General features: G+C 38.7%; 15 protein-coding genes and 2 tRNA genes. 1 reads left to right on the top strand and 16 read right to left on the bottom strand.

Annotated elements, in window-relative coordinates; translation table 11 throughout:
- Positions 1 to 86 precede the first annotated feature (86 nt).
- The 12 genes from I6E85_RS14325 to I6E85_RS14270 all read right to left on the bottom strand — a co-directional run bounded on the left by I6E85_RS14325 (position 87) and on the right by I6E85_RS14270 (position 21,198).
- On the bottom strand, positions 87 to 3,050 hold the full coding sequence (locus tag I6E85_RS14325) for a TonB-dependent receptor (protein ID WP_197237040.1): 2,964 nt from the start codon (positions 3,048 to 3,050) through the stop codon (positions 87 to 89).
- 523 nt (positions 3,051 to 3,573) lie between these two features.
- Entirely contained in the window at positions 3,574 to 6,606 is a 3,033-nt protein-coding gene (locus I6E85_RS14320) for a TonB-dependent receptor (protein ID WP_007585340.1), read from the bottom strand.
- 325 nt (positions 6,607 to 6,931) lie between these two features.
- Positions 6,932 to 9,664 carry a poly(beta-D-mannuronate) lyase gene (locus I6E85_RS14315; protein ID WP_197237039.1) on the bottom strand — a complete coding sequence of 911 codons (2,733 nt, stop codon included), beginning with the start codon at positions 9,662 to 9,664 and terminating at the stop codon, positions 6,932 to 6,934.
- Between the two features lie 462 nt (positions 9,665 to 10,126).
- Positions 10,127 to 11,089 (bottom strand): class 1 fructose-bisphosphatase, encoded by a 963-nt coding sequence (locus I6E85_RS14310; RefSeq protein ID WP_010555334.1) that lies wholly within the window; start codon positions 11,087 to 11,089, stop codon positions 10,127 to 10,129.
- A complete protein-coding gene (gene fbaA / locus I6E85_RS14305; protein WP_024591529.1) occupies positions 11,086 to 12,168 on the bottom strand; it encodes a class II fructose-bisphosphate aldolase in 1,083 nt (360 codons plus the stop codon). The genes I6E85_RS14310 and fbaA overlap by 4 nt, the downstream gene beginning before the upstream one ends.
- A 14-nt stretch (positions 12,169 to 12,182) precedes the next feature.
- The gene (gene eda, locus I6E85_RS14300) at positions 12,183 to 12,800 is read right to left on the bottom strand and encodes a bifunctional 4-hydroxy-2-oxoglutarate aldolase/2-dehydro-3-deoxy-phosphogluconate aldolase (protein ID WP_007585331.1); all 618 of its coding nucleotides are present in this window, start codon (positions 12,798 to 12,800) and stop codon (positions 12,183 to 12,185) included.
- 229 nt (positions 12,801 to 13,029) lie between these two features.
- Positions 13,030 to 13,962, bottom strand: coding sequence for a sugar kinase (locus tag I6E85_RS14295; RefSeq protein ID WP_101163380.1), 933 nt, complete (start codon positions 13,960 to 13,962; stop codon positions 13,030 to 13,032).
- A 74-nt stretch (positions 13,963 to 14,036) separates the two neighbouring features.
- Positions 14,037 to 15,344 carry an MFS transporter gene (locus I6E85_RS14290; protein WP_007585328.1) on the bottom strand — a complete coding sequence of 436 codons (1,308 nt, stop codon included), beginning with the start codon at positions 15,342 to 15,344 and terminating at the stop codon, positions 14,037 to 14,039.
- Between the two features lie 2 nt (positions 15,345 to 15,346).
- Entirely contained in the window at positions 15,347 to 15,691 is a 345-nt protein-coding gene (locus I6E85_RS14285; RefSeq protein WP_002962963.1) for a cupin domain-containing protein, read from the bottom strand.
- A gap of 5 nt (positions 15,692 to 15,696) precedes the next feature.
- On the bottom strand, positions 15,697 to 17,907 hold the full coding sequence (locus tag I6E85_RS14280) for a heparinase II/III family protein (RefSeq protein ID WP_024591531.1): 2,211 nt from the start codon (positions 17,905 to 17,907) through the stop codon (positions 15,697 to 15,699).
- A 5-nt stretch (positions 17,908 to 17,912) separates the two neighbouring features.
- Positions 17,913 to 20,171, bottom strand: coding sequence for a polysaccharide lyase 6 family protein (locus I6E85_RS14275; protein WP_024591532.1), 2,259 nt, complete (start codon positions 20,169 to 20,171; stop codon positions 17,913 to 17,915).
- Between the two features lie 148 nt (positions 20,172 to 20,319).
- Positions 20,320 to 21,198: an NAD(P)-dependent oxidoreductase gene (locus tag I6E85_RS14270; RefSeq protein WP_007585320.1), complete on the bottom strand. Its 879-nt coding sequence runs from the start codon at positions 21,196 to 21,198 to the stop codon at positions 20,320 to 20,322.
- Positions 21,199 to 21,845: 647 nt separating this feature from the next.
- Here I6E85_RS14270 and gloA point away from each other — a divergent pair.
- Positions 21,846 to 22,247, top strand: a complete 402-nt coding sequence (gene gloA / locus I6E85_RS14265) for a lactoylglutathione lyase (RefSeq protein WP_024591533.1) — start codon at positions 21,846 to 21,848, stop codon at positions 22,245 to 22,247.
- Between the two features lie 283 nt (positions 22,248 to 22,530).
- On the opposite strand, the gene I6E85_RS14260 is transcribed toward gloA, so the two are convergent.
- The 4 genes from I6E85_RS14260 to I6E85_RS14245 all read right to left on the bottom strand — a co-directional run bounded on the left by I6E85_RS14260 (position 22,531) and on the right by I6E85_RS14245 (position 26,525).
- Positions 22,531 to 22,797, bottom strand: a complete 267-nt coding sequence (locus I6E85_RS14260; protein ID WP_024591534.1) for a DksA/TraR family C4-type zinc finger protein — start codon at positions 22,795 to 22,797, stop codon at positions 22,531 to 22,533.
- Positions 22,798 to 23,047: 250 nt separating this feature from the next.
- The gene (locus I6E85_RS14255; protein WP_024591535.1) at positions 23,048 to 25,915 is read right to left on the bottom strand and encodes a pitrilysin family protein; all 2,868 of its coding nucleotides are present in this window, start codon (positions 25,913 to 25,915) and stop codon (positions 23,048 to 23,050) included.
- Between the two features lie 371 nt (positions 25,916 to 26,286).
- A tRNA-Glu gene (locus I6E85_RS14250) sits at positions 26,287 to 26,362 on the bottom strand.
- A gap of 93 nt (positions 26,363 to 26,455) precedes the next feature.
- A tRNA-Glu gene (locus I6E85_RS14245) sits at positions 26,456 to 26,525 on the bottom strand.
- Between the last annotated feature and the right edge of the window lies 1 nt (position 26,526).

Here is a 26,526-nt window from a genome sequence, read left to right as displayed (position 1 = left end):
ATTTTAGGTGAAAAAAAGCAAGCCAGGTGGCTTGCTTTTAGCGTCTTTAAATACACACACTCATAGACTCGATTTAACTATAACTTTTAAAATCTATAGCTTGCGCCAAATGTAATACGGCGGTCTGTAATACCTTGGAAACAAAGTAAAGCACCTTCGTTAACACAAGACTGGCTAACTTCTGATTCAGTTAAGTTAACGGCTTCAATACCGATATTTAGCTGATCGTTCACATCATAACTTATGCTGGCATTAAGCTGCCCTCTGTCTTCTTGTACAACAGGGAAACCCCATGGAAAGCTCGAGGTGCTACCAAAGTCAGTTGAACGGTACCCTTCGCGCCACGTGTAACGCGCTCGAGCAGATAGACCGTATTTCTCATAGTAAAATGTAATATTATATGCGTTTTCTGACAGATCAATGAGTGATTGCTTAGCACTTATGTCTGCATCCGGGTTACCGGTTGTTAATGCAAAAACTGCATTTGCACGACTCGTTGCAGTGTCAAATGATTCACCACCAGAAAATTCTTGATAGGTATAGTTAGCAACCACACCAAAACCTGATGCCCAACCTAGCTCTTTTTCAAAACTTGATAAGTCGTATTGAGCTGCAAGCTCAATACCTTGCTGTGTTGTTTCACCTGAATCATTAATAGTAGTTTGCGTAGGAACACATAACCCTACGCCAGCATCTGGGCCAAACACGTTTATGTCTGCAATTGGATTAAATATGCCGCCGCCTTCACACTCTGGACCATTTGTATCGCGAAAGCCTGTGCTTGGGTCTTCAAATGGGTCAACTTGTTGTGTAACGTGCAAATCGCTACGTGTTTTATGAAAGTACCCCACACTTAACAAAGCAGCGGGTGCAAAATACCAATCTGTAGATATATCGAAAGAGGTTACTTCTTCTGGCGCTAAGCCTGAATTACCAATTGAAACGGCACTATTAGGGCTGGTGCCAAACGTAACAGATGTAGATAGGTCATCAAAATCTGGGCGCCTAATATCTTTTGACCAACCTAAACGAACAATCACATCTTCACTTACATTCGCGGCTAAATTGAATCGAGGTAAAAAGAAATCGTAATCACCTTTTGACGTTAGCTGAGTAACCAGTTCGTTGCCACTTCCATCTTGAGTAACAGAGTTACCTAGCGATGTAACTTCAGTCTCTAAATAACGTAGGCCAAAGTTACCGCGAAACATGCCATACTCAAAATTAGCTTGTGCGTATAAGGCATGCGTTTCTTCTTCAATATCAAAAAATGCATTTACTTGAGACGTTGGTGAACTTATTGGACCGCGATCAGAACCCGTTATTGCATTATTAGCTTCAATCGCTTGGTTAAGCGCTGCTAATACGGCTTGTGGATCAGAGGATGCAAGCTCTGGGTTTATAAGTAAGAAATCACGAATATAGAGTGCTCGCCCATCACCATCGTTAAAGTTATCTGGGCCCGCTGTTAATAATTGTGCAAATAAATCACCCGTTGGGCTATCAGCCATATTTCTTAAACCAACGTTAGAGCGAACTTGATCCGACACACTACTCGTTTTACTGTAGCGGTAACCAAAATCGACTGACGTTATTACATCATCTAAGTAATATGTAAAATCTGTACGAAACGCATCTTCTGTATTTTCTGACTCATCTTGCCCTTGGTTTACGTCACGTAGAACAACATTTGCAGGGTCGAGTAATTGAGCCATTGTTGGCGCGTTTGCCTCCCCCGTTGCAATGCCAAATGTAAGTGCATCACCTGTAAGATCATACTCAAAAGGAGTACCGTTTTCATTTGACGAATTAGTAGCGACATTTGGATTTATAAAATTGAGCGTTGTATTAAAACTTGGTGTAGTTGAATCAGAACGAGAGGTTGAGGCTTCAACACTTGCAAATAATCTATCGCCTTGCCATTCGCCCCCTATTCTAAATATTTTGCTCTTTGTGATGCGTGAATTAGTATCGCTAGAAAAACGTAAGTTAGGATCGCCACCACCGTCTTCAACCGGAATCACGCCTCTTACGGCCGCCTGTATGCTGCCCAGGTTTTGTCCGTCAAGTGAACCAAAATTAACTGTTTTAAATTCACTCGGTATTGATACATTTCTAAGATCACTTAGGCCAGATGCTTGTACTCTTGAGCTTTCTTGGCGGCGCTCTTGATCATTAACAACTGCATCAAAAAAGAATTTCATATTGTCGTTTGGCGCATATTCAAATGTACCTGCGAAGTTTTTTGTCTCGTATTCGTAATTATCGTAATCTTGAATTAAAAATTGTACTGGTAGAAAATCAAACGATTGTGCACTTGCAGCACCACTATCAGCGGCTACCGAATTATCTCTATCTGCGCGAGGACGAAATGCGGTTACGTCTTGCTCACTGTAACTACCACTAAATACAACACCAAACTTACCGCCCGAATCAAGCTCCCAGTTATCACCCCAAGCACCCGATACCCTAGGAGTCACACCATCTGTTGATAAGCTACTATCTTCACCTTGGACTCTAATTGAGCCTAGAGTTTCATTTAACTGTAACGGGCGAATTGTTTTAAGGTTTATTGTTGCGCCCACAGAGCCTTCGATTGTTTTTGCTTCTGGTGACTTAATTACTTCTACACCAGAGATGATTGCAGCTGATACATCCTCAAAACTAATGCCACTTCGTCCAGACCCTGAGCCAACTGTTGATACGCCGTTCACTTCTGTACGATTAGCATTGGTACCACGAATTTGAACACCCGTACCTACCCCTGCTTCACGGGTAATTTGAATCCCCGTTACATTTTCAAGTACTTCTGCGAGGTTTTGATCTGGTAGCTTACCAATATCGACAGCCTCAATAATCTCAACAAGGCTATCTGCTGAACGCTTTTGTGCAAGCGCATTTGTAAGCGATTGTCGAATGCCTGAAACCTCAATAACCTCAAGATCGTCTGCAGCTTTTTTTGGAGCTTCTTGCGCCTGTGTAGACAAAGACATACCAAGTGCGGTTGCCGATATAACTGCCAGTGTAATTTTAGATAACTTGTGACTCATAGTTTTTTTCCTGTGTGTGTGAAATGCTATGTTTAACCAGCTACTTTATTGTTTTTATTAAAAGCCCTTAATTATTACAAACCCTTAACTTTATATTTACACCCACACCTACAAAGGTCAACCTTTTGGTAATGAATTTAGATCAAATATTATGCAATATGTTATTACCAAAATAGAAAAACCTAACTAAATTTCAAGTTAAAAGCAAAACTTACATTTTAAGTTGATGTTATTTATGGTTTTTAAATTCTATTAGAAATAGGGCTGTCAATAACAAAGGTTAGAATAGTTATCGTTTTAAAAATGAAATAATTTAGGCAGGAGAAACCGATGATGTTGGGCGTGCTGAATAAACAGCATTATTGGTTAACCAATTTAATTGTTTTTAGTCAAGTAGCGTAATTTAGGAGTGAGTTTTTAAGTACTGTTTGTTGATGTTATCGAAAATATAAAATTGAAGAATTTGAGGATCAAAAAAGGCGGTAAAACCGCCTTTTTAATGTGATTTAATGTTTAACTATTATTATAGCTTGTAGCTCAAACCTAAGAATAAACGTGGGCCGTAGTCATTCACTTCACCTAAGTTACCTTCAACAAAGAAGTCTTGTGATTTAGGTGCACTGAACAAGTTAATTGCTTCTGCTTTAACTCTAAAGTGCTCATCAATTTTGTATGATGCGCGCATTTCCCACACACCTACGCCATCAACATAACGAAGTCGAGTACCATTTGTAGTATATGGTTGGAAATACTCACTACGATATTTGTAAATAACAGCAGTATCAAATCCACCAATTTGGTAGTACAGCTGACTGCTAAATACATGCTTTGAGAAACCAGGTACTGAAGCCGACTCAATAATACCGTCAGTTAACTGTGTAGTATTACCATCTACGTCAGTCTCAAACGTATCGCCGTATAAGCTATCTTGGAACTCAAAATCAGTGTCTGCATAGTTGTAACCAAATTTCATACCGATGCCGTTATCCCAGCGGTAAGAAAATGAGGCTTCAAGACCTAATATTTCACTGTCTTCATCTGATGTAACAGAGTTAGTAATTGGTAATGAAACAGTTTCACCGGCAACAGTAAAATCTTCAATTACTGTTTGTTGTTGAAAACCACCGTTGAACTGTTTGTAGTATAAGCTTAACGCTAAGATTGAATCTTCGTTAGGGTACCATTCAAACGCAGCATCGTAGTTCCACGACATAAGCGGTTGAGTGTCCGGGTTACCAGAACCATTTACACCCACTAATAAATCGCTAATTGATGTTGCTGTACCTTCTGTATCTTCTTGGAATGTACGGCTGTAACCTAAATCAGATGGATCTGCGCGTGACATACCACGGTATATACCTGCACGGAATAAAATATCTTCACTGTAGTCAATAACTAGGTTAAAACTTGGTAAATACTTCGTGTAGTCACCACCGCTTTTTATTTTATCCAATGAACCATTATCAGATTCAACCAGAGAAAGTACACCTGTGTCGCTTGTTACTACGTCAAAGCTATTTCTAAAGCCAATCGAAGTTACTTCTGTGTCTACAATACGAAGACCAAAGTTACCGCGAATGAATTTACCAAACATTTCAGTATCGTAATTCGCCATTAAGTACACTGATGTTGTTTTTTCTGTTACATCAATTGTACCTGCATTTTCATATTCAACTTCTGGGTAAGCAAACACACCATCAGCGTTAGAACCAGCTACAGCTTGTGAGAAACATACGTTGTCGTATGTAGCCCATGATGAACCTGTACCGCTATCTACAACGTTACCGTCACTATCAACATTTGTTACGATATCGCCATCAGATACACTCGATAAAAAGCCTGATTCTGGGAAATCGATTTGACAACCTTGTAATACGTCAAGCGCTTCAGTACCAGAGTCTAGTGTAAATTCGTTTCTTGAACCGTTACCTTGGCTACCACCATACTGTAGGAAGGTCATTTCAGATGTTCTAATACCACCTTGAATACTGGTGAAAACATTGCCATCTAAGGTATAGTCAAAATCTAGTCGCGCTGAGATAACTTCGTTTTCACGAACATTTTCACGGTCAAGTCGTGTTCTTAGGCTATCTGTAAAGTTTGAAATATCTGTTACGTCAAAGTCTGTCAGTGTGAAATGAGGGATCTCATCGCCCATATCCCAAGAAAAGAAATTACGACCTGATGTTCTACCACGGTTAGATATTTGAAGTTCTTCACGTTCAGTTTTTGAATACGCTAAATCTAAGTCAACAGTTAATCTATCGGTAACTGTATGTTCTATATTTATGCCGTAACCTTGGTAGTTTTCTTCACGAGAAAATTGCTCACCCGCTGATTCAATGCGCTCTTCACCTTCCCAGTGCAAAATACCGCCTACATCATTAGTAACAAGTGTTGGACCTGTTACGCCTGGTGTTGCACGTTTTTGTAAAAAGATTAAATCGTGGCGTGCTTCTTGTTGTGTTCTATCTGATATTTGTGCGTCAAAGTTAACATCCCAATCAGCTGACGGTTGGTATTGCAGTGCAAAAAACATTGCATCACGTTCATCTGATGTCTCGTTTTGGCGGTAACTACGGCTACTGCCAGTCCAAGCGTAAGGAGTACCATCACTTACTGCTTTACCTGTTTCAGGATCAATTTCTGTATCGTAACCTTGGTTGCTACTGCCACTAACTTGGTCTTCACAGTCGCCTGCGCTGCTACGATAAAAACCTTCATTGGTATTATTAGGATCGTTTAAACACGCCCATAATGAAGAACCTGATGGGCTAGAGCTTCTGTATTCAGCTTCTGGTTGGCTGATATCTTGGCGCTGTACGCCAAAAGACACACCAACGGCTTGGCCGTTATCAAATTCAAACTGGTCAACATAACTAAACGTGCCACGGTAACCCGCGTCACTTTGAAGTGAGTTATCTACATTACCTTCATCAGGGTTGTAGTTTAATTTAACTTCAGCTGATACACGTTGCTTGCCAAAATCAAGTGGAGTTATAGTTTCAAGTGCAATAACACCTGCAACACCACCTTCAATCATTGACGCATCTTGCGTTTTATAAATTGCTACTTTTTTTACAAGTTCTGACGGAAACTGCGAAAAGTTAACTGAGCGGTCACCACTACCATTAGTCGCTTCACGACCATTGATATGCGTTGCACTTAAAAATGGACCAAGACCACGAATAGTGATTTCTGTTGCACCACCGTTTTCACGGTGAGATGCAGCACCTGTAATTGATTCCAGTGCTTCACCGATAGACAGTGCTGGTAAATCACCAATATCTTCAGATGACAGGCCATCAACTACCGTTGTTGCTTCACGTTTAATTGCTATTTGGTCTTGAATCGTTCTACGTGTACCTGTAACACTAATTATTTCAACGTCTTCTTCAACTTCTGTCGCTTTTCCCTGATCTTCCTGTGCGCTTGCTGTAAATACGCAAGAACTTGCCATACCTGCGATGACCGCTGTTCTTACCCATTTTGCAACTGGGCGCATTGCAAACTGCCCTGTTGTAGAATTATTGTTATCTCGTGACTTCAACGACATTTGAATTCTCCGCTGGTTGTTGTTGTGTGATTTTAGTGTGTTAGCTTGTTATGCTGATGTATATTTTATGTGACCTTTGACGTTAATATACTTAAAGGCAGCACGATGATCAACCAATTTGACGTTTTAATATTACCATAAGGTATACCAATTTTAACTTAGCGGCATTACCAGTAGGTCAGGCAGGTTTTTTACTAGAATATAAACCGCTCTAAACTAGTTTATAAATGGGTAATGTAGGTTGAGAAAAGTGTGGTGATTATTAATAAATAATAAAAAAGCCCCAAATTTGGGGCTTTTAAAAGTTAACTGATTAATTGGTTACTTAATCGTTTTGTATTTTCCATGTAGATCCAACACCTACTTCAGATGATTGAATATAATGAAGACCTTTAGCACCTGCCTCTGCCTGAAGGCCTGCAGGGTCAGTTTCTAATAACGTACTTGCTGCTGTAACGTACTCAAGCACTTCTTTACCGTTAGTTGCTGGGTCTTGGTCAATTGCACCATCAGTATCGAATGCGCCATTACCATTTAGTTTTCTAATTTCAACCCAGTCACCGCTTGCATCGCCTGATACTCGACTATCCATATAACCAAAGTTGTTACTTAGCAGCGAGCTATCATGATTAATTAAGTCACAGTCATATTCAAAAGCATGGTCACTATCAAGTGTATTTGGGTAAAATAGGCCTTGAGTTGTAGCACTGCTGTTTATTGTATCTGCGTCTGTTTGATCGCCTAAACCGTTTGCAATTAAATTTCCATTAAAGTTTATAACAAACGCATTTTTGGTTAGGCCGTATAGTACCGGCGCATTCGCTGCGGTTAACTCATCACAATCACTTGTTGGTGCTTTAAAGCCTATTTCTGTACTAAATACAATAGGTTGCTGTGAATTCAAAACTGTATTATTTGTTACATTTAGTGTAAAGTCGCCAGCCGCATCAAGTACAGCTTGGTTACCCGAGTTTGGCACACCGCCGTCAGCTTGCGAAAATGGATTTGCCGTAAATACAATACCGCCCGCTTCTTTATTACCAGAACGAATACCTGCAATGTAGTTGTTACTTACGGTGTGACCAAGTGGTGTAATTAATATACCCGCTGGGCGATCATCAGAGCTTGCAATATCGGTAGTTCGAATAATAACGTTATCTGTAACACTGTTGAAGCCACCATCTTCTAGTGAAATACCACCATTAGGATTCACGATTGTATTGCCTTTGATGGTTGCACCAGAAGTTTGTACACGCATTAAACGACGACCTGTTACAAAGTTTTCTACGCGGTTATACTGAATAGTAAAGTTTGCGTTATCAGCTGCACCGCTACCCGTTGTGCTACCTGCATTGATTAAATATAAACTTGATTGACCAAAGTTTGGATTATCACTGTCACTAAATAAATTATATTGAATAACGTGATCAGAGCTTGATGATGATATTTTTATCACAGACCCTTTTTCTGCTACATTTCGATTAGAGAATGTATTTCGCTCAACCAACGCACTTTGACCTTTTATCATCAGCCAATGGTATTCAGAGTTATTGAGTGTAGCTTCTTCTCCATCCATCGTGTTTTGCGAAAAAGTAAAGTTATCCCCTTCTGAGTAAATAACAGCACCTTCTTCGGTTTCACAAAATGCACCCGCTTTAGTATCTATATTCTTAAAGGTAAGCCCTGTTAATCCAGCGCCATCTACTCCAGCAGCTACATGCACACATACTTCACCGCTAAGTACAGGAGTTTGACCTTCTACAGCGCGAAGCGTTACTGCACTGGTTAATAAAACTGCGTCCATATCAGCATAAACACCGGTGTTTAAGCCAATAACATCACCATCAGCTAAACCGCCGCTTAAAGCACCAAGGAGTGCTTCAGGGTTACTAACTAATTGTGTGTAAACTAATGTATCAAGTGAGTTTGTAACCTCACTCGCAAAACCATCGTTATCTGTATACGTAGCTTTTACCGACATTATTGAGCCAGCGTAAGCAGAAGGTGTAAATGTTTTACTATTACTGTCGGCTACTTCAACGCCATCAGCAGACCAAGTATAAGTAACGTTTGCCTCTTCAACACCGTTGTTATCAGTTATCTCAGCGGTTAACTCGCCACTTGTCAAATAAGGCGCTACGCCCATAATGGCGACGCTACCGGCTTCGTCAACCGCAACAGCAGAAACAGCAATTGTTTCCTCTGATGTATTATCCTCGATAAATCCATTATCATCTGTGTAAGCAACTTGAACACTTATCTTTTGACCTAAAAGTGATGCATCAACTGTAAAGGTGCTTTGTGTTGCGCCATCTATCTCTTGTGCGTCAGCAAGCCATTGGTAAGTAATATCTCCTGTTGCCCCGTCGGTATCATTAATTTCTGCTGTTAATATATTACCAACGGTTGGCGTGCCACTAATTGTAACTTCGCCTTCTGAGTTTGTTCGTGCTACAACCTCTGTACCCGTTGAAGTCACAGACTCGTTAAACCCACGGCTATCTTCAAAAGATGCACTAACTGTTATAACTGTACCAAACTGTGCGTCTGTTAACGTGAGCGTTAAAAGTGCTTCATCTGCAATCTCTATGTCATCAGCAAACCATTTATAAGTTACTGTATCGCCATCAAAGCCATTTTCGTCAGCTACATTGGCTGTTAGTTGCGAACCAACTAGAGCGTCGCCCGTAATAGTTAAACTTGCAGGGAATGCGATTGCGGCAACATCTGCGGTTGGAGCTGTAATATGCGATTCATTGATACCGCCATCATCGGTATAAAGCCCTTGAACTGTAATTGGTAACCCTATCTGATCGTCAGTCAGTGTAAACGAAGCGCTATTTGCACCTGTAATTGCCTCACCATCTGCATACCAATAGTAAGTCACGTCACCTGAGATACCATCAGGGTCACTAACTTCAGCTGTTAATGTTTGTCCGCTTGTAACAGTTCCACTAAGAGCAATAGAGCCCAAGTTGTTGTCATTGTTGTTTGAGTTTGTGTCACAACCAACTATTGCAGCTGCAATAGCGCATAGCGCAAAATGTTTTAATTTCATGGTGGCTCTATTCTCCAAATTTATGGTTTTAATATTTGGTTATCTATTGTGTGTGTTACCAAATAAATCATGCGTTTATTACCAAATTCATTTAAATTGCAAATAAATTGTTAACCAACTTGGTAATATAACCATAATAAAATAACTTTTTCCACTATACCCACCTAATTAAATAACAATAAATAAACATAAAGTTAACCCTGCACTGTTATCCCAGGTCAAAAATTGAATTCAATCGTGCACAATTACTGCGAAAATACATAACCTTAGAGTAAAAAATTGGTTTTACATGGGGTTAAGTAAATCAGATTTATTTAATATATATGAAGTATTCTTATTTGAAGACTATAAAAAAATTAAGAAATGAAGTGAGTTTGTATAAAAAGGATTATTTACAGAGAGAATGAAAAATAAGGGTAAAGAAAGGGGCTATTTTTTGCCCCTTTTTTATTAAGTACTGGTTTATAAAATAGCGTTATTATAAAACTCTACAGGCTCATTTGAGCCCAAAGCAACAGGCACACGTTGATGCAAGCTAGTTGGCGCAATATCTAAAATACGCGTTCCTCTAGAGGTTGCTTTACCACCTGCGTTTTCAACTAAAAGTGCCAACGGGTTTGCCTCATAAAGCAGTCTTATTTTTCCGTTATCGTTACCACTGCGTTTATCTTGCGGATACAAAAATAACCCGCCTCGGCATAATATACGATGAACGTCGCCTACCATCGCTGCATTCCAACGCATTGAGCTTTTTTCAAAGCTTTCACAGGTGTAAAGCAATTTATCAAAATACACTTGTGTCGGTTCGTCCCAATAACGGTAGTTAGCCATATTAACGGCAAATTCACGACTCTGCTCTGGCACACTTAACTGCTTATTTGTCAGTAGATAACCGCCATGCGTTGAGTCTAATGTATAACAACGCGTTGGACCGCCAGTACTCATTACAAGTAATGATGAAGGGCCGTATAACACATAGCCTGCACATACTTGATTTACACCAGGCTGACTAAATTGCTCGTCGCTGTCGAAGGCAACATCATCACGGGCTAAGTAAATAGTAAATATAGTGCCTATTTGCCCATTAACATCAATATTAGAAGAGCCATCTAGTGGGTCAAAAGCAACAATAAACTTACCTTCAGGGTGGCCACCTACCGCATGATCTTCTTCCTCTGATGCAACTGATCGTACGCTGCTGTCGTCAAGTAGGATGTCTTTAAGTAGTTGGTTTGCGATTACATCTAGCTTTTTCTGAACTTCACCTTGGATGTTTTCATTCAATGTTGAACCTAAAACACCGGCTAATTCACCTTGGCTTACTCGAAAAGCAATTTCTTTACTGGTCGCTAAAATTGTGCGAATAAGTAAAATAAGATCGGTATCTACACCGTCTTCTTTTAATACTGTATTTAGTCTTTTCATGCGCTATACCTATTTACACAATTTAGATCGTCAAAGCATTGCTCTAGTCTTGCAACCATACTTTGCTCTGAATGACGCAACCATACGCGAGGGTCATAATATTTTTTGTTTGGCTTATCATCCCCATCAGGGTTACCAATTTGCTCTTGTAGGTATGCTTGGTTACCTTTGTAGTAGTCTAAAATACCTGTCCAACACGCCCACTGCGTATCGGTATCAATATTCATTTTAACTACACCATAGGTTAAAGACTCTGCAATTTTATCGTACTCAGAACCACTACCACCATGAAACACAAAGTTAATTGAGTTGCTTGGTAGATTAAATTTTTCTGATACGTAAGCTTGTGAATCTTTTAAAATAGTTGGTGTAAGAACAACGTTACCCGGCTTATATACACCGTGAACATTGCCAAAAGACGCTGCAATTATAAAGTTAGGGCTAATACGACTTAAACGTTCGTAAGCAAATGCAACATCTTCAGGCTGAGTGTATAAAGAAGAGCTGTCTAGGTGTGAGTTATCAACACCGTCTTCTTCGCCGCCCGTGCAGCCAAGCTCAATTTCAAGCGTCATACCTATTTTTGCCATACGCGTTAAGTAACGTTCACAAATTTCGATATTTTCTTCTAAAGGCTCTTCTGACAAATCAATCATATGCGAGCTAAACAGTGGTTTGCCAGTCAGTTCAAAGTGTCTTTCACCTTCATCAAGCAAACCATCAATCCAAGGTAGTAGCTTTTTAGCTGCGTGATCAGTATGAAGCATCACTGCTACTTCATAATGTGCTGCCACTGAATGTACATATCTTGCAGCACTTACCGCCCCAAGCACTGCTGATTGTTGCTCCGGTAAAGATAAGCTTTTACCACAAAAAAATTGAGCTCCACCATTAGAAAGCTGAATAATAACGGGCGAGTTTTTCTTTTTAGCAGCTTCTAGCGTCGCATTTATAGATGTTGTACTAACAACATTTACCGCTGGCAACGCATATTGATTAGTACGCGCATGTTCATACACAGCACTTACTTCATCGCCAACGATTACGCCTGGCAGTATTGTTGGGGCTAAATAATTCATTTATGAAATCCTTTCTATTTTAAAGCCTGGATACAAGAATCAGTAATTGCTTGCCAATTTTCTTGTTCAACCCACTCTTTTTTCGCTATCCAAGTACCGCCAACGGCGAATACATTATTTAAAGAAAGATAGTCCATTTTGTTACTTTCGCTAACGCCGCCTGTAGGGCAAAAGCTGACTGCTCTAAATACTGACGACACAGCTGATACAAAAGGTGCTCCTCCGGCAAGCGAAGCCGGGAATAATTTTTGCTCTTCAAAGCCATATTCAAGTGCCATTAAAATATCACCTGTGTTTGATACACCAGGAAGTACCGGCACATTACATTTAGCAAGAGCAGTAAGTAGCGCAGGAGAAACCGCTGGCGTTACAATAAAGTCAGAACCCGCTTCAAGTGCTTGCTCTAAAATGTCAGTATTTATGACTGTACCCGCACCGACTTTTAGCTCTGGCACTTGTGCCTTAATAGCTTTTAATGCTTCTAAAGAAGCCTCTGTTCTTAGTACTACTTCAACTAAAGTAAGGCCAGCGTTAGCCATAGCTTTCGCTATTTGAACACCTTGCTCTGGCGTATCAGCTTGAATTATAGGTAGCAGTGTTTGTCCTGACATAAGTTCAGAAAAGCGAGTCATAACGTTGTTCCTTTATAAAAAGTAATGCGGCCGAGGTATGGCGGCCTTTAATGTTTAATTATTTTGTTATACCAATTGCATTAAATTAATGAGCTATTATAGCGACAAGAAAATAGCTCAATAACAAGGCTAAAATTATGATACATAGTTGTTCTATATAAATAATTTTTAACGTAGTTAGTGAGTTATTTAATACGCTAAGGTGATCATGTTTTTAATAAAATTGGTATCAGGTACCAGCTTCAACCATTGCTAGCTGAAATATATCTTTTGGAGCAATAGCGCCTGGCTGTTGTATAACCGCACCGGCGGCTTTTGCAGCAAGTTGTACAGCACTCGAAATTGGTTTATCAGATAAACGAGCACCTAAGTAAACACCGTTAAAAGCATCGCCTGCGGATGTCGTATCTACAACATTTGTTACCGGTATTATAGTGTGGCTTTGAAGAATATTGCCCTCTTTTGTCACTACCGATTCAGGGCCATTTTTAACAACAATTTCTTCAATTTGGTAAGGTTTTAAATATTCAACAACCGCTTCTACGCTATGAACGTCATAAAGTGTTGTTAAATCTTCAACGCCAGGTAGGGTAATATCTGCAAGCGTAAAGGCTAAATGATATTGCTCTTTAGTTTCCTCTACACTATTCCACAAACGCGCTCTGTAGTTAGGATCAAAAACTATTTTAACCCCAGCATCTTTGAGCTGCTCTACAACTTTCCAAAAATGCTCACGTGCACTTTCTTCAATTATTGCTAATGAAATTCCTGAAAAGAAAAACATATCACCTTGGCTAAGCTGCTCGAGTGCATCAGCATCTAAAAAATCAACAACCTTTTTAGCTGCAGAATCATTACGCCAATAAATAAAGCTACGCTCACCATGCTCATCGGTTTCTATGTAATACATGCCAGGTACTTTGGTATCGTGAGCAAATACGAGTTGTGTATTTATTTGTTCACTTTCAAAGCGTTCTAGCATTTTTTTACTTAAATTATCTTGACCTAAAGCCGTAACAACCGAAGTAGTAACCTGTGGGAAGCAACGCTTTAAATACACTGCAGAATTATAAACATCGCCTGCAAATGATTGGTGTAGTGTTGCCGCGCTCATAGCCCTAAGCTCGACCATGCATTCACCGATAAAGTAAATATTTTTCATCTTGGAAGTTACCCTATGTAGTTAACTGCTATGCGCTTATACAAAACATGTTGGCATAGCAGTTATTATCTAGATTATTGAGGCTTTTTAAGAGGTTCTATTTTTGGAATTAAAATCCAAACAGCGGCCATTGCTATAATGGCTAAAGAAGCACCAATAACAAATGCTGGTGTATAGTTACCATCAGCAGTAAGAATAGGCACAAGCGATGTAAGGCCTACAGCACCAAGTTTTGCCGCCATACCAGAGAAACCTGATAATGTACCTACAGCTTTTTTGCCTAACAAATCACTTGGTAGTGTTTGCACATTACCAATTGCAGTTTGAAAACCAAATAAAATAACAGCCATAATTAGTACCGCTGTCGTTGGTCCGCCTGGATTTGCCATTGCAAGTAACGCAGGTAGCATAATTAAACAGCCTAGCGTAATAGTTAACTTACGTGTTTTATCAGTGTTCCATCCGGCTTTAAGTCGATTTTGTGCCAGTAAGCCACCAAACCATGCACCAAACATAGCGCCAACATAAGGAACCCAACCGTATATACCAATAGACTTAACATCCATGCCGTATACTTCGTTTAGGTAAATAGGTATCCAAAAAACAAATAACCACCAAATAGGGTCAATCGCAGCAGAGGCAATAATTACACCCCAGCTTTGTTTGCGAGAGAGTAACTCAGCAGTAGACGGGTTATATTCTTCTTCATCTTCGCCAGTCACATCGCCATTATCATCAACACGTCTTTGACCTGTTAAGATATATTCACGTTCTTCGGCAGTAAGCCAAGGGTGAGAGCTAGGCGGCGCTTTAACTAAAATTAACCAAGGCACTAACCAAAGAAAACCTAATACACCAACAAAAACAAACACCATTTGCCAGCTAAAGTAGATAGTTAAGTATGCAATTAAAGGAATCGCAATAATACCGCCGATAGCAGCGCCAGAGTTAAAAATACCCTGTGCTAAGGCGCGCTCTTTAGTAGGAAACCATTCAGCATTACCTTTAGCTGCGCCCGGCCAGTTACCAGCTTCGGCTACACCTAAGATTGCGCGAAAAATACTAAGGCTAAGTACACCTTGTGCAAATGCATGGGCAACGGTTGCAATAGACCAAACACCTATCGATAAAACAAAACCGAAGCGTGTTCCCACCCAGTCAAATATTTTACCAAATATGGCCTGACCAAATGCATAAGCAAATACAAACACAATTGAAATATTAGCGTATATTTGTTTGCGTTCTAATGCTGATTCATCAGGGAATAAATCTTCAACAATATCAGGCCAAAGCACGCTAAGTGCTTGACGGTCGATATAGTTAATAATGGTAGCTAGCGCAATTAGCGCTATAACCCACCAACGTAAGCCTTTAAGTTGCATAATTAATCCTCAAGAAAGTCTTCACGCGCTGGGCTAAAGGTATCAATCAGGATTCCGCCTGTTGGGCAGGTAGCTCCATGATCAGCAAATGGTGGGATTAAGCAGCTATCACCCGGTTTTAAGATTTTAGTTACGCCATCAATGTTAAAGTGAAATTCACCTTCAACAACATACGTTACTTGAGAATGTCTGTGAGCATGGTTATAGCCAATAGCCCCTTTCTCAAACCAAATTTTAACAGCCATTAGCTCTTCGTTGTAACCTAGCATTTGACGTTTTAGACCATTTCCTAAATCTTCAATTTCAGTCTCGTTGCCAAATGAAAAGTTTGCGCTTTGCTTTTGCATCCTATTTACTCCTGATTATTGTTCATCATATAAACGCCTAATCGGCCATTTAAAGTGAACTCTTTATTTTGATAATTGAATGTATTTTTAGCTGAGGTTGGTGCTTTATTAATAGCCACTAAATATGACTTGCCTTTAATATCAAGTTCAACAAGTGTTAAATCGCCCTGCTGACTATATTCAAGCTTTGTAACTCTACTAACAGCTTCTAACGTATATTCTTTACTTGGATTGTATTCACCGTGAGGCTCTAATACAGATATAAATTTATGATGCTTTTGACCCTCAACACGACGAATAAAACCGTTTTCGTTGCGTAAGTTAAAATCAGGGTCGTTTGCGCCTATTTGAGTAAACAAGAAAGACTCATCACCTTTCACCAAACTCGTTTGCGTATAAAAGCGACCATTTTCGTTTAACCACGTTACTTTAGCTAAACCACTTTGAGGTTGCGCTTGAGCTTTAAGCCATAGATGCTGGTAGCCATTTTTAGTACCTAATGCAGACAGTTGTGTTGCATTCGCTTTTAGCTCAAAGCTGGTATCTATAAGCTGACCTTTATAATGCAAAGGCAAATCAAGCTGATGTGCTTTATTTGCTGCAACATCAAATATATCAAGTGCAACTGTACTTTGTAGTTCAGGTAAGTTAATAAGTGCAAGCGTACGCTCAAGATCAACGCCTTTATAAGCTGTGCTTATTTCGCCGCTTGAAACCGTGCCGTATTCATTCGTTTCGAAAAAGTTAAGTGTAGGGTAATTACTATTTCCTACTTCAACATTTGCATTAAAATGCGTTGTTTCGTCAACCACTACCGTATTGTGCGCAACAGTGTGTTTAGCGTAAGTTTCGTTTTCAGGTAAATAACGACCGCCGTATTTAGCTTCTACATTTAAAAAACGTGCTGCGCCATAATCAGATACAATTTCATTACCGTGGTCGTAAAACTGCCATGTTAGTTTATCAAAATGACCGTGACCTAAGCCTTGTGCAGCAGGTTTAAATAGTAGAGCTTGATCGCCACCTACCTGCGTTCTCATTACAACTAGAGCACCTTGTTTACCGTCATTACCATCGCCGAAGGCAACAGATTTAAACGAATAAGGTTTTGCCATGTTGTTATCAAGTGCTTGAGCTACTTTTAGTCCATCACCAGAGAGAATTATTTGGTCTTGTTGCTTAGCAATATCAAGGTAGCCTGCGTCGTTAGTTAATCCATACGCTGCAGTTACACCATTAACTAACTCAATAGTATCGATACCTTTACTTTTTATTGCATCGTTAATTGGAAAAAACAAACCGTTGTAGCTAAGTTGAATCGTCGTATCAATCGCTTTTAATAATATGCCATCACGATATTCAAAGATTTTTCGTTGTGGTTCGTTGTTTTCAATCGCTTTAGCAAACGTTACAAAGGGTAATAGTGCAAAGCGTTGATAGTAAGGACCTTCGTTATAGTAACCTTGTGGTGAAAACAGCATTTCTAGCTGCTTAATAAAGCCACCTTTACCCGACTTTTCTAAATCGTATAATGATTTTTCTACCCACTCAGGTTCACCTAATACATACCCTGCCATGCCAACACCCGCTGTTGCCCATGTTCCATGGTTATGTACTTTATTAAATGTAGAGGGTTGGCCTACTGATGTGAACAACGAAACAGGACGTAGTAAGTCATCCTCGATTGTTTTAATGTTATCGGCATTTAACGAGTCATGAATTAGATCATAAGCTTGTATTGTGTACACAAGCCACATTGCTTCATTTAGGCTTTGCCAAAAAAACTTACCTGGATTTTGCGAGTCCATTTTACGTTTTGGATGCAGACCAAGCGTTGGGTATAATTTTGCATACTCAAGCAACATATCACGCACGTAATTTGCATATTTATCATCTTGGCTTAGTTGATAAATGATGCCTGCGTTATACATAAGCTGATAATTTTTTTTGTGGCGTTCATGTGTATAACCACCACCACCATCTTTTGGTACAGGTACCGCAATTGGTTGAGCTATTTGTTCGTCTACTTGCGCTTTTAATAGCTCAAACGCAGTAGAAAATTTACCTTCGCTGCCTATTGCTTGGCGCATATGACTTACGTCATCAGTAGTAATTACTAAGTTTGGGTGCGCTGCATGAGCACCCAATGATGTAAGTAATGTAAGTGCTGCTACAGCCGCTATTTTAAAACCTGTTTGGCATTTTAATAAGTACATAGTATTTACCCTGCCTTATTTAAAATGTTGTTATTTTTTAATACTGCTGTATGTGGGCCTTTAACTCTTAACTCTTTAACACTTGGTGCTTTGGTTGCATCAAATGTATTGTCTGAGATTTCAGTTTTAGGCTCGCCTACTGTGTGCTCTACAACAATAGGAGCAGATTTAACAAATTTATTATCTTTGATATTAGTAACCTGAACACCGTGAACATAAATGCTCGCTTGCTCTTTGTTACGCTTACCAAGGCCAACGTTATTAAGCGTGTTATTTGTCATTTCAAAATGAGGGCCAAATGTACTTTCATCAGTACCACCACGGTAAAGCTTAAGTACACCACCTTGCACATCATTAAATGTATTATTATTTATAATAACGTATTCCGCGTTATAAACACCTAAGTCTTCAATTTCAGTATTTAGACGTAAAATGTCACCTGTTACTGTATTAAAGGTATTACCTGTAATAATAATTTCGTCAGCCATTGCACCTTTACCAGTGATAAAGAAATGAAATGAATGATTAATATCTAAAGCATTTAACTCTGAGTTGGTCATTACAAAGCGGTAATTATCAACCATACCCCATTTTTGCGTACGAACAATGCTGTTACCTATTGCATCTGGCGCGTTTTCACCTGAAATAGATAAACCATCTAGTTTTAAGCTGCCGCCATCATGTATTTCAAACAAGGTAGAGCGTTGAAAAGTAAGTTTAGACTTTGTGTTCTGCTTTGCTTTAATTGTCAACGTTTTATCAATTTTAACCAGTTTAGAAACATCATACTGGCCAGGCGCTAGTTCTAGAACATCGCCCGACTCGGCATTATCAATAGCGTCTAGTAATGCACTTACATCAGCTTTAACAGAATGTGTCTTACCAGAATCAAAATCAACTAAAGCAGGTACTTTTGCATACCAGCTAACACCGGTATCTTCTTTTTTAAGTACTTTTAAATCGCGCTTTGCACCTACATTTAAACTTTTAGATGTTGGGTAAAGTAGACCATTACTTGCTTTTTTAAGCGTGATTTTTTCTTTTTTTACACCGTACGTTAGCTCAGAAAGTACTTTTGTATCAGCAATGTTGTTACTTAGTACCAGCCCGCTTACATCATCAAATGTTGTAAATGGCTGTTCACCATCTTGATTTATGATTAAGTTGTTTTTCATTACGCTATCTTTAGGTGCAGCGCTACGCTCAGCATCGCTACCAGCGGCAAGTTGAATATGACGCACATTTATAAATGTGTTGTTTTCAATTGTCGCATTTTCAACTTGGTGATAACGATTTATAGATGAATTTGGTACGCCGTTCATCACAGTAAAACCACTGCCAAAACGATACCCTGTTAGACCTTGTAGGTAGTTATTTCTTACAATTTGGTCTTTATTGATAACGCGAATACCACCTGTGTGGTCAACACCATTACCAATAAAAATATTTTCTTCTATAAGGTTACCGTTACCATGGCGCAGCGTTAATGTACCGCGCGCTTCATAAAATACGTTATTACGAAGGATGTTTTTACCTGACTTAACCGACACAATTTCTACTTCACCATTGGTGCGTTCAAAATAGTTATTTTCTACCAATGTATGCGAATCAGTTAATGAGTAATGGCTGGTGCCAATACGCAGGGTTTCACCACCGTTTGAACCAAAAGTTGGACGGTAGCCAAAATAGTTGTTGTCTATGCGGTGATAGTTTTCCTGACTTGCTTGAGTGTTTAAACGAACAGCAACTGTCACACCTTTATTTCGTTTGCCAACTAAATGGCTATGATCAAAGCGGTTATGTTGTCCATATAATGCAACCCAATAATCAGACTCTCGTTTGTCTGGATTACTGTAATTATCGATTACTGTTTGAGTAACTCGTGAATTGTAGGCTAATTCATTTTTATTTTTACGAAACTCTATTACAGCTGAGCTCGGTGTGTAGCCGTCTTTAAATACTAAACCTGAGGCTTCAAGGTATTTACCTGCAAGTCTTAGGTTCGATTGACCCGATAAAATTACTTTACCGTTAGTTTCAGCGGTCAATAAAATAGGAGAGTTTTTTGTACCTTGGCCTTCAAGTAGGATTTCGAAGTCAGACCAAGTACCATTTTTAAGTACTACTTTGTCGCCAGCAACTAGATTAGCTGCGATATCATTAAAAGCTTGTTTACTTTCTACAAAATAATCTTTGGCCGCTATTTGTGTGGATATGCAACCGATGAGAACTAGACTAAGCTTTATTGTGTTAATCAAACGCATAGTTAACTCTTTTTCGTTGTGACTGAAAGTAGTGCTTCATCAGAATTTAAAAAAGCTGACATTGCACAAAGACTTTAGTCAATTGGTGTCATGTGTGTTAAAGCGCCTTAAGCTAAAAGCTTAAAGCGCTCAATAAGGTCGAGAAGTATTACTTTTCTAGCTTTTTGAAATAATCAAAAATTTCAGGAACGTTACCTTGACCCATACCAGCGTCAAACGCTGCTTGTAGGTTAGCTGATGAACCTTCAGCGATTTTTGATTCAGTACCTAGGTCTTCTACCATTTGTAGGAAGTAGCCTAAATCTTTGTTTGCATTAGCAATCGAGAAACCAAGGTCGCTAACATTATCAACTGCATAGTTTTTACAAAATTGCATAAACGGTGAGTTAGATGGACCAGTCGACATAATGTCAAAAAGTTGTTGACGGTCAACACCGGCAAGCTCTGCAACTGCAAATGCTTGTGACATAGCACATACTGTAGTCATGCCCATGAAGTTGTTGATAAGCTTAGTTGTATGACCTGCACCTAGCTCGCCAAGATGGAAAACGTTTTCACCTTGATCTTCTAGTACTGGTTTAACTTTATTGAATGTATCAATATCGCCTGCAGCCATGATGTTTAAAAGGCCGTCTTTAGCATGTGCTGGTGTACGACCAAGAGGAGCATCAATCATGCCTGCGCCTTTAGCTGCTAAATCAGCACCAATTTTTTTAGTAGATGATGGAATAGAAGTACCAAAATCAACTAGTACTGCACCTTCTTTAATACCCGCTAGGATACCGTCTTCTGCATAAATGATTTTTTCTACAACGGCAGAAGTTGTAAGACAAAACATAACAATATCTGAACCTTCAGCTAGCTCTTTAGCAGTGCTTGCTGTTTTTGCGCCTCTAGCGACACATGCTGCAACCGCATCTTTGCTAAGGTCCATAACAATTAGCTCATAGCCTTTGTTTTGTAAATTTTCGGCCATGTTGCCGCCCATTAAGCCTAAGCCGATGAAACCGATGACTGGTTTTGACATGAATAACTCCTAAATATGTGGCGCATACTTTTATAAGAACAAGTAAAATCTACTTTAAAATACGCTGTGTCTTTGTTTCAATTTGTAGAGTAACTTTAAGCTTGAGTTATTTATAAATTAACCTGTGCAAAACGTAACTCTGATTAATTACCAATACATTGTATTCACTCAAACCAAGCAACTTACCAATTGGTATGCAAAAACTGTATTACCATACGCCTTTTTTGTCAACCAATAAGTTAACCAAGTAAATCCCGTATTTTTACAAATTACATACAAATAAATTTAATATCAATTAAAAACAAATAGTTAGACATAACAAACCCAATCAGACATAGGTTAATTTTTGTTGAACAATCAGTAACTTTTTTTATACTAATAGGTTGACCAATAATTGAGTGTTCTTTATTTAAATATGCAAAATTCAATAAAATAGTTCATTAATTGGTAATTTACAGTTGATGTTATTGGTAAAATTATAAAGACCATACGTGAACAGCTTCCAACTCTAAATGGTATTGAGGTTGTGATTTGTACGTAACGCCTACATATATGGCTAATACATATAAAAACCACAAAATGCGCCTAATAATAGCGCTTAGTTAAAAATATACTGAACTTTGAAAAATCACTAAAGGAACTGAATAATGCGTTTATTACATACTATGCTGCGTGTTGCGGATTTAGACAAATCAATTGCTTTTTATACTGAAGTATTAGGTATGAAAGAATTACGCAGAGCTGATAACAGTGAATACAGATACACTCTTGCTTTTATTGGATATGGCGAGGAAGCAGATAATACAGTATTAGAGTTAACTTATAACTGGGACGAAGATAGCTACGACCTGGGTAATGGATATGGTCATATTGCCATTGAGTTTGATGATATTTACAAGGCCTGTGCTGATATTAGAGCAGCCGGTGGTAATGTTAGTCGTGAACCTGGACCAGTAAAAGGCGGCACTACTGAAATTGCTTTTGTAAAAGACCCTGATGGCTATGCAATTGAGCTAATTCAGAAAAAAGATGACATGAGTAAATTTTAAATTACCTACCAACTAATTCAAGTTATAACAATTTGCTTAATGCCAATCTGCTTATATATGGGGTCTATTTAACGTTAAGAAAATTACGCTAGGACTAGGCAAAAATTTTTGTATCTAGTTGTTCTAAATAAAAATTTTTAACGACGTTATAGTGCAATTTAATTCGTTAAATTGATCAAAGATTTATGCTGGTTGGTATAACTATGGAGGGGTTTAATTTTATAAATTGTTCAAATATTTATGCAGATTGGTATTAAGTAAAAAGGTGCTTTTCAGCACCTTTTTAACGCAACTGACTATCTTTACTGCCACGTCTATTAAACGATTTAGCGCTAGCATCATTACCTTCTATTGCAGCTTGACATGCAACACAGTAGCGCACTCCTGGTAACGCGAGTCTTCGTGCTTGTGGGATTTTCTCATCGCACTCATCACATAGCTCTGCACTTGCGCCAGATATTAAATTGCTTCTTGCATACTGTACGGCGTCATTAACACTCGCATCAATTTGATCTTGAATTGCACCGTCTCGTGCCCATCCACTTGCCATAAATCCTCCTAATAAAGTTGGATGTTTAAATTTATGCTACCAAATCGAATCTTTATAAGTACTGAATAAAAGAGCTAGGAATGGGGTGTTATTTGAAGGCTTAAGCTACGAAACTATATTTTATATCTTAAGGAAAGACGCTGTAGCTGCTCTTTGTAATCTACTTCACAAAAAATTCAACACTCTACAATTAGGCAAAAAAAAAGCAACTAAAAAAGCTGCTTTATAATTCTAATCATTTATTTAAATATTAAAGGCTGTAGTCAACAACTTTCATACCCAATTTTTCGAGCTCTGGACGAAGTGTTTTAGCATCACCCACTACTAAATAAATCATGTCTTTAGTATTTAAGTGTTTTTTAGCTAAGGCGTTAACTTCTTCTTTGCTAATATTGCTAACAATCTCATTTCTTTCTTTTACAAAGCTAGGTTTTAAATCGAACTCTAATATTTGTGCTAAAAAGCCAAGTTTTGCATTAGGCGTTTCGTATTTAAGCGCATCTTTTTGATTGATAGCCTTACGCATAAACATAAGCTCTTCGTCAGTGACACCGTTTTGAGCATAGTTATTAAGCTCATTAGTAAACTCTGTAATAGACGCTGCAGTAGAGTCGGCTCTCACCGCTGCAGAAGCGGTAAAGCCACCTGATGTTTTATCACCCCAGAAACGAGAGCGAGCACCGTAAGTGTAGCCTTTATCTTCTCGTAAATTTAAATTGATACGGCTGTTAAACGTGCCACCAAGTGCAAAGTTCATCAAGTTAGCTTTAAAGAACTCACCTGTAATATCTTCAACCATATCGCGTTTACCAATACGAATTTCTGATTGAGGAGCGTCTGGTTTATCAACCAAATAAATTACATTAGTTTCTACTTTAGGTTCACTGAAATCAACCGCTACTAAGCTCGATTTACCTTTCCAATTTGTAAGTGTAGCTTTAACTTTTGGTTCAATTGTTGACTCTTTTAAATCAGAAACAATAATTACTTGAGCGCCCTGCGGTTTAAAGTTTGCGCTATAAAAAGCTTTAACGTCAGCAAGTGTAATAGCCTCTATACTATTAAGCGTTCCAGTACTTGGAAGTGCAGCTATATTGTTGCCATATAGTAATTTACTATATGTATTAGATGCTAAATACCCAGCATCCTTCATTGAATGTTGAATATTTTGAATGATTTGCTTTTTATTACGCTCAAAGTCATCTGCATTAAATGCTGGTTTAAATAACTTTTCTTCGACAAGCTTTAGCGTTGCATCTACATTCTTGGTTAAGCTAGAAACATACACATTTGTATGTGTTTTATCTGAGTAGATACTTACCTGGCTACCTAGTTTTTCAAGCGCGTTACTCATCTGCTCTGTAGTGTAGTTTTGCGTTGACTCGCTCATTAACGATGCAGTTATTGATGATAAACCCACTTTACTAGCTTGCTCACTGTACAGGCCACCCGGAACTTTAATGAAAATAGCGGTAGTTGGCGTTTCTGTACTTTGAGTACCTAATATTTTAATACCGTTTTCGGTCTTAGTTTGCCAAAGAGTAGGAACATCAACAGCAGGATTTGCGCCGGCCTCTGGATGAGCACTTCGATCAAATGTATCAACAGCTCTTCGTGCCACTAAATCATCAGCTGAAGTTGTAGATGGACCTCCAAAATCATGCGATTTAGGCGTAAAGTTGTCTGGAGCAGCTATAAGTTGAGTTTGCCCTTCTGGTACAACACTCATAATAACGGCAGATTTACCTTTGATATATTGATTAAAAACACGCATAACATCAGCTTTTGTAACTTTGTTATAACGTGCAATCTCATCTTTAGCTGAATTTGGGTTACCTGTAAACGTTTCTGACGCGGCTAGTTGAGAGACTTTTCCTGATACGCTTTGCAGACCAAAAATTGCACCCGATTCTATTTTAGCTTTTACTTTATCTAAATCATCTTGTGTAACGCCACGCTCTTCAAATTCAACAAATGAATCACGAATGATTTTTTCCATATCAGCTAACGTTTTCCCTGCTGTAGGATTTGGTAAAGCATAAAGACTAATTGAACACGCTAACTCTTGGCATGGATGATTTGCACTTGCTTGAACAGCAAGTTGAGTTTTAACTAAGTTTTTGTATAGTAGTGAATTATTACCACCACCCAATATTTCAGCAAGTATATCAAGAGGTGCTTCATCTTCAGAGCGAGCGTAAGTAGTTGGGAAACTCATACTTAATAAAGGTAAATGTACCTTATCTTCCATTGAAATATATCTATCAGCATCTAGTGTTACAGCTGTTTTTTCTACTGTAGGGATTTCAGGGCCTTTTGGAATTGGTGCAAAGTATTTAGTAACTAATGGCAGTATTTCATTAGCGTTGATATCGCCACCAATAGTAAGCGTTGCATTATTAGGACCATACCACTTTAAAAAGAATGCTTTTAAATCATTTACATTTACGCGATTAAGATCGTCCATAAAACCAATTACTGGCCATGAATATGGATGACCATCTGGATACATCGCTTGAGCAACACGTTCACCTAAACGACCATAAGGGCGATTATCAACACGTTGGCCGCGCTCATTTTTTACTGTTTCGCGTTGTACTTCAAATTTTTCTTGGGTTACAGCATCGAGTAAAAAGCCCATTCGATCAGCTTCTAGCCACAACATTTTTTCTAATTGATTTACAGGTACTGTTTCAAAATAATTTGTTCTATCTGAGTTAGTTGTACCATTTAAAGTACCGCCTGCTTCAGATATTATTTTAAAATGTTCCTCATCAGCAACATTCTCTGAACCTTGAAACATCATATGCTCAAAAAAGTGAGCAAAGCCTGACTTACCCAACTCTTCGCGAGCAGAACCAACGTGGTATGTTACATCAACGTGTACTAAGGGATCTGAATGATCCTCATGCACAATTACAGTTAAACCGTTATCTAGTTTATATTTTTTATACGGTATGTTGATTTCACCTGCATTAGATTTCACTGATTCAATAAGTGTAACGCCAGGAATTGATGTTTCTGTAACAATATTTTTATCAACAGCTTGAGTTGAGCTATTACATGCAGCCAACCCTGATGCAAGTAAAACAGCAAGTGCAATTTTTGTGAGTTTCATTTTTTAGTCCATATTTAAATTAACTCAATGAGTTTAAAGACTAATTAAAAGTACAACAAGGAATATGGAGCGATTATGGGTTTGGTTTTGTAACAAAGTGTAAATAGATTGATATAAAAATGAAGTGTAAAATGAGGGTATTAATTTGTGGTTTTATTCTAATAACACTGCACTTCCCTATCTAAGTAGTAAATGACATAGCTAAGAGATTGATACTCTTAATAACATCGTGCATATAGAGTGTTATGTAACACTGCTTTATACAATACTTAAAATAGTAAGTGGCGTCCCCAAGAGATTAGTACTCTTGATAACGTCGTGCATAGAGAGTGCGGTGTCGCACTGCTTAATACAATACTATAAATAGTAAGTGGCGTCCCCAAGGGGATTCGAACCCCTGTTACCGCCGTGAAAGGGCGGTGTCCTAGGCCTCTAGACGATGGGGACACATAAATGTGTCACTAGGACAACTGAATTTTTAGACTCGTTTCAGGCGAGCTTTCTTAATAACACTTCACTTTCCTATTAAAAATAAGTAAGTGGCGTCCCCAAGGGGATTCGAACCCCTGTTACCGCCGTGAAAGGGCGGTGTCCTAGGCCTCTAGACGATG

The organism is Pseudoalteromonas sp. NZS71 (genome assembly GCF_015864715.1).
GTDB lineage: Bacteria > Pseudomonadota > Gammaproteobacteria > Enterobacterales > Alteromonadaceae > Pseudoalteromonas > Pseudoalteromonas arctica.
The sequence above is the reverse complement of the archived record's forward strand: the minus strand, read 5'-3'. Positions and strand labels throughout refer to the sequence as shown.

Coding starts and splice junctions, on each gene's coding strand:
- I6E85_RS14325 (WP_197237040.1), bottom strand. CDS start 3,050: ATGAGTCACAAGTTATCTAAAATTACACTGGCAGTTATATCGGCAACC.
- I6E85_RS14320 (WP_007585340.1), bottom strand. CDS start 6,606: ATGTCGTTGAAGTCACGAGATAACAATAATTCTACAACAGGGCAGTTT.
- I6E85_RS14315 (WP_197237039.1), bottom strand. CDS start 9,664: ATGAAATTAAAACATTTTGCGCTATGCGCTATTGCAGCTGCAATAGTT.
- I6E85_RS14310 (WP_010555334.1), bottom strand. CDS start 11,089: ATGAAAAGACTAAATACAGTATTAAAAGAAGACGGTGTAGATACCGAT.
- fbaA (WP_024591529.1), bottom strand. CDS start 12,168: ATGAATTATTTAGCCCCAACAATACTGCCAGGCGTAATCGTTGGCGAT.
- eda (WP_007585331.1), bottom strand. CDS start 12,800: ATGACTCGCTTTTCTGAACTTATGTCAGGACAAACACTGCTACCTATA.
- I6E85_RS14295 (WP_101163380.1), bottom strand. CDS start 13,962: ATGAAAAATATTTACTTTATCGGTGAATGCATGGTCGAGCTTAGGGCT.
- I6E85_RS14290 (WP_007585328.1), bottom strand. CDS start 15,344: ATGCAACTTAAAGGCTTACGTTGGTGGGTTATAGCGCTAATTGCGCTA.
- I6E85_RS14285 (WP_002962963.1), bottom strand. CDS start 15,691: ATGCAAAAGCAAAGCGCAAACTTTTCATTTGGCAACGAGACTGAAATT.
- I6E85_RS14280 (WP_024591531.1), bottom strand. CDS start 17,907: ATGTACTTATTAAAATGCCAAACAGGTTTTAAAATAGCGGCTGTAGCA.
- I6E85_RS14275 (WP_024591532.1), bottom strand. CDS start 20,171: ATGCGTTTGATTAACACAATAAAGCTTAGTCTAGTTCTCATCGGTTGC.
- I6E85_RS14270 (WP_007585320.1), bottom strand. CDS start 21,198: ATGTCAAAACCAGTCATCGGTTTCATCGGCTTAGGCTTAATGGGCGGC.
- gloA (WP_024591533.1), top strand. CDS start 21,846: ATGCGTTTATTACATACTATGCTGCGTGTTGCGGATTTAGACAAATCA.
- I6E85_RS14260 (WP_024591534.1), bottom strand. CDS start 22,797: ATGGCAAGTGGATGGGCACGAGACGGTGCAATTCAAGATCAAATTGAT.
- I6E85_RS14255 (WP_024591535.1), bottom strand. CDS start 25,915: ATGAAACTCACAAAAATTGCACTTGCTGTTTTACTTGCATCAGGGTTG.